At 71.4% G+C, this 8,360-nt stretch carries 6 protein-coding genes; 2 read left to right on the top strand and 4 right to left on the bottom strand.

Going from position 1 to position 8,360, the window contains the following annotated elements; translation table 11 throughout:
- Positions 1–129: 129 nt before the first annotated feature.
- Entirely contained in the window at positions 130–408 is a 279-nt protein-coding gene (locus ACFV04_RS20360) for a hypothetical protein (RefSeq protein ID WP_380343217.1), read from the top strand.
- A gap of 18 nt (positions 409–426) precedes the next feature.
- Here ACFV04_RS20360 and mscL read toward each other — a convergent pair whose 3' ends face one another.
- The 4 genes from mscL to ACFV04_RS20340 form a co-directional block, all read right to left on the bottom strand.
- Positions 427–846, bottom strand: a complete 420-nt coding sequence (gene mscL, locus ACFV04_RS20355) for a large conductance mechanosensitive channel protein MscL (RefSeq protein ID WP_380343220.1) — start codon at positions 844–846, stop codon at positions 427–429.
- Between the two features lie 732 nt (positions 847–1,578).
- The gene (locus ACFV04_RS20350) at positions 1,579–1,866 is read right to left on the bottom strand and encodes an FmdB family zinc ribbon protein (RefSeq protein WP_380343226.1); all 288 of its coding nucleotides are present in this window, start codon (positions 1,864–1,866) and stop codon (positions 1,579–1,581) included.
- Positions 1,867–2,004: 138 nt separating this feature from the next.
- Positions 2,005–3,390, bottom strand: a complete 1,386-nt coding sequence (locus ACFV04_RS20345; RefSeq protein WP_380530826.1) for an MFS transporter — start codon at positions 3,388–3,390, stop codon at positions 2,005–2,007.
- A gap of 468 nt (positions 3,391–3,858) precedes the next feature.
- A complete protein-coding gene (locus ACFV04_RS20340; RefSeq protein ID WP_380343232.1) occupies positions 3,859–5,343 on the bottom strand; it encodes a potassium/proton antiporter in 1,485 nt (494 codons plus the stop codon).
- A gap of 240 nt (positions 5,344–5,583) precedes the next feature.
- Between ACFV04_RS20340 and ACFV04_RS20335 the strand changes: the two genes are divergently transcribed.
- Positions 5,584–8,301, top strand: a complete 2,718-nt coding sequence (locus ACFV04_RS20335) for a penicillin acylase family protein (RefSeq protein ID WP_380343235.1) — start codon at positions 5,584–5,586, stop codon at positions 8,299–8,301.
- The last annotated feature ends 59 nt before the right edge of the window (positions 8,302–8,360 follow it).

Genomic DNA, 8,360 nt, shown 5'->3' with positions numbered 1-8,360 from the left:
GCCCCCCACCCCCCCTGGGGGCCCGGGGGGGCTCTCGCCCCGCCCCGGGGCCCGGGGCGTGCCGCGGGCTCTTAGGCTGGAGGGGCAGGACGAAGCGGGCAGGACGAGACGAACGACGGAGTGGACAGGGTGAACGAGCAGGGACGGGAAGGGTCGACGGAGCGCGGCCAGGACCAGGGCCAGGACCAGGGCGGGAACCACGGTCAGGGTGGGAACCGCGGCCGGGAGCAGGACCGGGAGCCGCAGCCGAAGCCCGCGGGCAAGGCCGGGCTGGTCTTCCGGGACCCACTGGACCAGCAGTCCCGGGACGACACCGACGCCGGCTGGGGCGATCGTTCCGGGGCCGGAGGGAGCGGTGGGCGGGGGCTGGACTGGTACCTGAGTCAGCGCCCGCCGCACCACGGGTAGGGGGACGGGGAGGGGCGGTCAGCGCAGCGGCGCGACCAGCGCGTCGCGGATCTCGGTCAGCAGTTGGACCTCCTTGGCCTCGGCTTCCGCAGCCGCCTCGGCGGGGGACTTGCGGCGGGCCGCCATCCTGTTCATGGGCACGATCAGAACGAAGTAGACGACGGCTGCGGTGATCAGGAACTGCAGGACGGCGCTGAGCACCGATCCCCACAGGATCAGGATTCCGGACGTGACCTCACCGGTCGGGCCCAGCTCGCAGGGCCCCTTGAGGCAGGAACTGTAGGCACCCAGGTCCTTCGTTCCGAATACGCCGATGATCGGATTGATCACGCCCTTGACGAAGGCGTTGATGATGTTGGTGAATGCCGCACCGATGACCACGGCGACGGCGAGTTCGACGACATTTCCGCGCAGCAGGAATTCCTTGAAGCCCTTCATGCCGCCTCGAACGACGGAGTCGTTCCGGGGTTACGGGTGATCTTCGGCAACTCTGGATTGACAACCCGTCCGGCCCAGAGCGCCCCCGCCGGGCGGCGGCAGCCCGGCCCGCGCGGGCCCGAGCGCGAGCGCGGCCGCCACCGCGAGCAGCACCAGCGCGGGCACCCCGGCCCGTCGGCGGACCGCACGGCGCCAGCGGTGCCACCCGCCGCAGCCGCGCCGGATCGGGGGGAAGCTCGGCACCTCCTGCCGGGGCGGCACGGTGGGGGCGGGCAGGGGGACTGAGAAGCTCGCGGTCGTCATCGACGCACCTCCGGAGGGTCCGGCGGTCGGCCCGGGGTGGGCCGGCCGACGAACCACACGATGCGCGCTCCGGGCGGCGTCGGAAAGCCGTTTCCCCAGCCTGTGGATAACCCGCCCCTGTGGACGATTTCGTACGCCCACACGAGTCAATCCGACCCGTTGAAGGTGACGAGAGCGAGCCGTGAGCGCAGGCCCGGACGAGCACGCCGGAAACGCCGGCCGGAAACCCAGGCAGGGCGCACAGCCGGAAGAAGCGGAAGCGGAAGCGGAAGCCGGAAAACGAAAGCCGGAAAACGAAAGCCGGAAAACGCAGGCCGGAAGCGAAAGCCGGGGCCGAGACGCGACAAGGCCCGCCGCCCCCGCGTGGTCGCGGGGCCGACGGGCCTTGCCGAGGACTGCTGGGCGTCCGGAGCGGTCCCGGCGCCGGGGTCAGCTCGCGGCCGGAGCCGGGCTGGACGGGGCCGAAGAACCCGTGCCCGACGCGGGGGCCGGCGTCGACGTGGTCGACGACGACCCGGAGCTGACGGTGCTGCTGGAGGAGGAGCGGCTGTCGGTCCGGTAGAAGCCGGATCCCTTGAACACGACACCCACGGCCGAGAAGACCTTGCGAAGCCGTCCCTGGCAGTCGGGGCACGTGGTCAGTGCCTCGTCGGTGAACTTCTGCACCGCCTCCAGGCCGTTGCCGCACTCGGTGCACTGGTACTGGTACGTGGGCACTTGTCTTCCTCCTGGCACTCTCGCCTGATGAGTGCTAACGATGGTCAATGATGCGGCATTCCGCGGGATCAGTCCAGCGACTCCGGTGTGAGATCGGCCCCGCCGTCGGCCCGGGATCGGCCGCGAACCACCGCCCGCTCAGCCCTTGGCCGCGCCCACCAGCTGCGCAGCACCCCCGCGCTCGGCGGAGCCGGCGACCGAATCCGCGACCGGGCCGGCGGCGGAACCCGCGACCGGGCCGGCGGCGGAACCCGGCGCCACCAGCAGGTGTCGCAGCGAGAACAGCGCGACCAGCCCCAGCCCGGCGCCGACCAGCGGCACCAGGAACCCGGTGGACGGCCCGTGCCCGTCGATCAGCTGGCCCGCCACCATCGAGCCGACCGCCAGGCCCAGCCCGATGGCGCCGGTCAGCCAGGTGAAGGCCTCCGTCTTGGCGCCGTCCGCGACCAGCGTCTCGACCAGGGTGTAGCCGCTGATCAGGGTCGGCGCGATGGCCAGGCCGCAGACCAGTCCGGCGACGGTGAGCGCGACCAGGTTCGGCATCGCCCACAGCGTCGAGCAGCCCAGCACCAGCAGTGCGTAGCTGAACAGCATCCGCTGCTGGACCGGCCGCCGCCAGGCGATCACGCCGTACAGCACGCCGGCCAGCATCGAGCCGCCCGCGAAGATCCCGTACACGGTGCCGCCCGCGTCGTGCTGCCCGACGGAGTCGGCGAAGGCGTTCACGGAGACCTGCATGCCGCCGAAGACCGCGCCGACCCCGAGGATGGAGCCGGCGAGCAGCCGGACGCCGGGCGAGGCGAGCGCCGAGACGCGCTTGGTGCCGGGCTGCGGCACGATCCGGGCGGGGGCGGTTCGCCGCTGGGCGGCGAATGCCAGGCCGCCGACGACGGTCAGTGCGGCCTCGGCGACCAGGGCGGTCGCCGGGCTGGCCATCGCGGCGATGCCGGAGGCCAGGATCGGGCCGATCACGAAGGTGAACTCGTCCGTCACGGACTCGAAGGCGAAGGCGGTGCTCACCCGGGCCGCGGAGGTCTCGGACGGGCCGTCCGCGGTGAACCGGGCCACCCAGCGGGCCCGGACCATCGCGCCGATCTGCGGCACGCTCGCACCGGCCGGGACGGCGGCCAGGAAGAGGCTCCAGGCGGGGGCGTGCCCCAGTGCCAGCGCGATCAGCGCGCCGACCGAGGCCCCGTGCACCAGGACGGTCGGGACCAGCACCGCGGCCTGTCCGTACCGGTCGGCCAGTCGCCCGGTCTGCGGCCCGATCAGGGCCTGGGCGACGGCGGCGACGGCGGTGACGGTACCGGCGGTGCCGTACGAGCCGTGGGTGCGGGTGACGAGCAGCAGGATACCCATGCTGAGCATCGCGTAGGGCAGTCGCGCGACGAGGGCCGGGGCCAGGAAGGTCCAGGCCCCGGGGGTGCGCAGCAGTTCGCCGTACCCGACGCGGGCGGGGGCCTGGGCTGCGGTGGTGTCCGCGGTGCTGTCCGCGGAGGTGTCGACCGTTCGGCGGGCCGTCACGGTCGGTCCTTCCTGCTGCCTGGTAGCGCGGCAGGGCATGGGGTGGCCCCGACGGCGCCGAGAGTCGTCCTCTCGCGCGTCGACCGGGGTAGATACCGGGTCGGCCCGGTGTGGTTACCGGGGTCGGACCGCGGCCGCCGAGCGGTCGCGCCAACTCTGCGTCAGGCAGATGCTGGGGGTGGTCTAGCGTTGGTTATACGGCGTGGTCGAACCAGCATACAGTTACGCGCGTAGATCCCGCTAGCCCACCCCTTCCCCGGGCGCCCCGGAAGCCCTGGAGGCCCCGGAAACCCCAGGCGCCTCACACACCCGGGGAGCCCCAGAGCCCCAGAGCCCCAGAGCCCCGGAGCCCCGGAGCCCCGGAGCCCCAGAGCCCCGGAGCCCCGGAGCCCCAGAGCCCCAGAGCCCCGGGACCTCCGGAGACCCGGGCCCCCGCGGACCCCCTCCGGCTCCCGCGCGCGCCCCGGGCTACCGCCCGTTGAGCCACCCGGCGAGCTTGCCGCCCTTGTCGACGGCCCGCAGCCGCCGCTCCGCGGCCTCGCCGACCTCGTCCGTGGTGACCACCAGCAGCTCGTCCCCGCCGCGCAGCACCGTCGCCTTGTCCGGCACGAAGGAGTTGCCCTCGCGCACGACCAGGGTGACCGCCGCACCCTTGGGCAGCCGCAGTTCGCCGACCTCCACGCCGGACATCCGGGAGGCGGGGGAGAGGGCGACCGACAGCAGGTGCCCGTGCAGCTTCTCCAGCGGGGCGGACTCGATGTCGAGGTCCTGGCCCATCGCGCCCTCGCCGATCTTCAGCTGCTTGGCCACCCACGGCAGGGTCGGCCCCTGGAGCAGGGTGAAGACGACGACCAGGATGAAGACGATGTTGAACACGTCCTCGGCCCTGTGCGCGCCCGACACCACCGGGATGGTGGCCAGCACGATGGGCACCGCCCCGCGCAGCCCGGCCCAGCTCAGCAGCGCCTGCTCGCGGGCCGGCACCTTGAAGGGGGTCAGCGAGACCACCACGGACAGCGGCCGGGCCAGGAAGACCAGCACGCCGCCGATGACGAGCGCGGGCACCACCGCGGAGCCCATGGTCGCGGGCGTGCAGAGCAGGCCGAGCAGCACGAACATGCCGATCTGCCCGATCCACGCCAGTCCGTCGGCGAAGCCGCGGACGGCCGGCCCGTGCGGGAGCTTGGAGTTCCCGAGGATCACTGCGCAGATGTAGACCGCGAGGAAGCCGGAGCCGTGCAGCAGCGCGCCGCCCGCGTAGGCGAGCACGGTGAGCGCCATCACGGCGATCGGGTAGAGGCCCGAGGAGGGCAGCGCGACGTGCTTGACCCCGTACGCGCCGATCTTGCCGACGGCGAAGCCGATCGCCGCGCCGATCGCGAGTTCGGCGAGGATCGTGCCGATCATGACGTACCAGGGGTCCAGTTCCCCGGTGGTGGCGAAGGCGACGACCAGGATGACGACGGGTGCGTCGTTGAAGCCGGACTCGGCTTCCAGCAGGCCGGTGAGCCGGTGCGGCAGCGGGACCATCCGCAGCACCGAGAAGACGGCCGCGGCGTCGGTCGAGGAGACGATGGCGCCGAGCAGCAGCGAGGTCCGCCAGTCGAGGCCGACCAGCCAGTGCGCGCCGGCCGCGGTGGCGAAGACGCTGACGCCGACGCCGACGGTGGCGAGCACGGTGGCCGCCGGCACCACCGGCTTGATCTCGCGCCAGCTGGTCTTGAGGCCGCCCTCGGCCAGGATCACCACGAGCGCCGCGTAGCCGATCACCTGGGTGAGTTCGGCGTTGTTGAAGGTGAAGCCGATCCCGTTCTGGCCCAGTGCCACGCCGATCCCCAGATAGATCAGCAGGCTGGGCAGCCCTGATCGGGTGGAGATCCGGACGGCGACCACCGCGAAGAGCAGGATCACGGAGGCTTCGAGAAGCAGCTGGTTCAGATGGGAGACGTTCACGCAGGGGCACCTCGGGCAGGCATGGGCGGGCGGGGTGTCTGGCAGTGCGGTGAGGTCGACCCGTTAAGAAGGCGTCAATGCTCCCCTTGCGGATCGTTACTCAGTCTAACATTTTGCCATACCTTTAGCTTGGTCCCCCGTTCACAGTGCCCGGCCGACTCGGCCTAATGTGGTGCCCTGTCACGGCCGCTGGCCCTGGACACGCCCGCCCGCCCCGAAGTCAGGACCGCAAGGACCCAGATGCCCCGCTCGAAGAAGTTCCGGCGCGCCCGTCTGTTCGTGATCGTGCTGGTCGTGCTGCTGGTGGCCGGCGTCGGCTACGGCGGCTACCGCGGGGTCACCGCGGTCCGCGCCTCCTTCCCGGAGGTGGACGGCAGCGTCAAGGTGGCGGGCCTGACCGCGCCGGTCGACGTCAAGCGGGACGCCAACGGCATCCCGCAGCTGTACGCCGACACGTCCGAGGACCTGTTCCGCGCCCAGGGCTACGTCCAGGCGCAGGACCGCTTCTGGGAGATGGACGTCCGGCGGCACATCACCGCCGGTCGGCTCTCCGAGATGTTCGGCGACGGCCAGGTCGACACCGACACCTTCATCCGCACCATGGGCTGGCGCCAGGTGGCGCAGAAGGAGTTCGACACCAAGCTGTCGCCGGAGACCAAGAAGTACCTGCAGGCCTACTCGGACGGCGTGAACGCCTGGCTCGCCGAGCACCCCGGCGGCGAGAAGGCCTCGCTGGAGTACGCGCTGCTCGGCGCCGTCAACAGCGGCTACACGCCCGAGCAGTGGTCCCCGGTCGACTCGGTGGCCTGGCTCAAGGCGATGGCCTGGAACCTCTCCGGGAACCTCCAGGAGGAGGTCGACCGCTCGTTGCTGGCGCAGGACTTCGGCCCGGACAAGATCGCCGAGCTGTACCCGGACTACCCGTACACCCGCAACGGCACCATCGTGAAGACCGGCACCGTGTCCGGCGACGCCTACCGCCCCGCGGACGGCGCCGCGCAGCCGGGCGCCGGCAACGGCACCGCCACCGCGCAGGGTGCGGCCACCACCAAGGCGCTGCTGCAGGGCCTCACCGACCGGATCGACGGGATGCCGCAGCTGCTCGGCCGCCCCGGCCAGGGCATCGGTTCCAACTCCTGGGTGGTCGCCGGTTCGCACACCACGACCGGCAAGCCGCTGCTGGCCAACGACCCGCACCTCGGCCCCGGCCTGCCCTCGGTCTGGTACCAGATGGGCCTGCACTGCCGGACCGCCTCCCCGGCCTGCCAGTTCGACGTCTCCGGCTTCACCTTCGCGGGGATGCCCGGCGTGGTGATCGGCCACAACAAGGACATCGCCTGGGGCTTCACCAACCTCGGCGCCGACGTCACCGACCTCTTCCTGGAGAAGGTCACCGGCCCGGACACCTACCAGGTCGACGGCAAGGACGTGAAGTTCGACCTCCGCAAGGAGACCATCAAGGTCGCCGGCGGGGAGGACCGCACCATCACCGTCCGCACCACCCAGACCGGCGCCCCGCTCATCTCCGACCAGAGCAACGAGCAGCAGAACGTCGGCAAGTACGCCCCCAACGGCACCTCCGCCCCCGACCGCGGCACCAGCGGCTACGGCGTGGCCCTGCAGTGGACGGCGCTCAGCCCCGGCAAGACCATGGACGCCGTCTTCGGGCTGGACAAGGCGAAGAACTGGGACGAGTTCCGCACTGCCGCCAAGGACTTCTCCGTCCCCGCACAGAACCTGATCTACGCCGACGCCAAGCACATCGGCTACCAGGCGCCGGGCACCATCCCGGTCCGCGGCAAGGGCGACGGCACCTACCCCGCGCTGGGCTGGGACTCCGCGTACCAGTGGAAGGACCCGATCCCCTTCAACGCGCTGCCGTGGAGCCTCGACCCCGCGGCCGGCTACATCGTCACCGCCAACCAGGCCGTGGTGGACCCGAGCTACAAGTACAGCCTGACCAAGGACTGGGAGTACGGCACCCGCGCCAAGGAGATCACCGACCAGATCGAGGGCCTGCTCAAGAACAACGGCAAGATCTCGCCGGACGACATGCAGACCCTCCAGCTGGACAACACCAACGTGATGGCCAAGACGCTGGTCCCGCTGCTGCTCAAGCAGCAGATCGACGACCCGTACGTGCGCGAGGCCCAGGACCTGCTCAAGGACTGGAACTACCACCAGGACGCCGACTCGGCCGCCGCCGCCTACTACAACGGCGTCTGGCGCCAGCTGCTCACCCTCGCCTTCGGCCAGAAGTTCCCGGCCGACCTGCGGGCCAAGGACAACTGCCTGCTGGTCCGCCAGCAGGACGACCCCACCAAGCCGGACAGTGCCACCAAGATCGTCACCGAGTGCGGCACCCGCGACCCGGGCAAGGCCCAGCCGGACGGCGGTGACCGCTGGACCGAGGTGGTGCGCCAGCAGTTGGAGAAGCCCGACAGCTCGTGGTGGACGTACATCGACTCCCAGCACAACGTCCAGAAGGGCCTGGACAACCTGCTCAAGGAAGCGATGAAGAACGCCCGCCAGGAGCTGACCTCGCTGCTCAGCAAGGACGTCTCCACCTGGAGCTGGGGCCGCCTGCACAAGCTGGAGCTGCGGGAGCAGACCCTCGGCAGCGACGACTCCTCGATCGCCTCCGGCGTGCTCCACAAGCTGCTCAACCGCGGCCCGTACCGGCTCTCCGGCGGCTCCGCGGCGGTCGACGCGGCCGGGTGGAACGCGGCGGCCGGCTACCAGGTGGACTGGATTCCGTCGATGCGCATGGTGGTCGACCTGAACGACCTCGACTCCTCGCGCTGGGTCAACGTCGGCGGCGCCTCCGGCCACGCCTTCCACGACAACTACAACGACCAGACCGACCTCTGGCTCAAGGGCAAGCTGCTCACCTGGGCCTACACCCCGGACGCGGTCGAGAAGGCCACCAAGCACAAGCTGGTGCTCACCACCGGCTGACGCCCGGAAGGCCCCCGGGGGCCCGAAGGCCCGGAACGGCGAAGCAGGCGGCCCCGCTC

It is taken from the genome of Kitasatospora sp. NPDC059599 (genome assembly GCF_042735125.1).
GTDB lineage: Bacteria > Actinomycetota > Actinomycetes > Streptomycetales > Streptomycetaceae > Kitasatospora.
This window is presented reverse-complemented; position numbering and strand designations above follow the sequence as displayed.

What these genes read in the sequence shown, in the direction of transcription:
- mscL (WP_380343220.1), bottom strand. Translation starts at nt 846, where the DNA reads ATGAAGGGCTTCAAGGAATTCCTGCTGCGCGGAAATGTCGTCGAACTC.
- ACFV04_RS20335 (WP_380343235.1), top strand. Translation starts at nt 5,584, where the DNA reads ATGCCCCGCTCGAAGAAGTTCCGGCGCGCCCGTCTGTTCGTGATCGTG.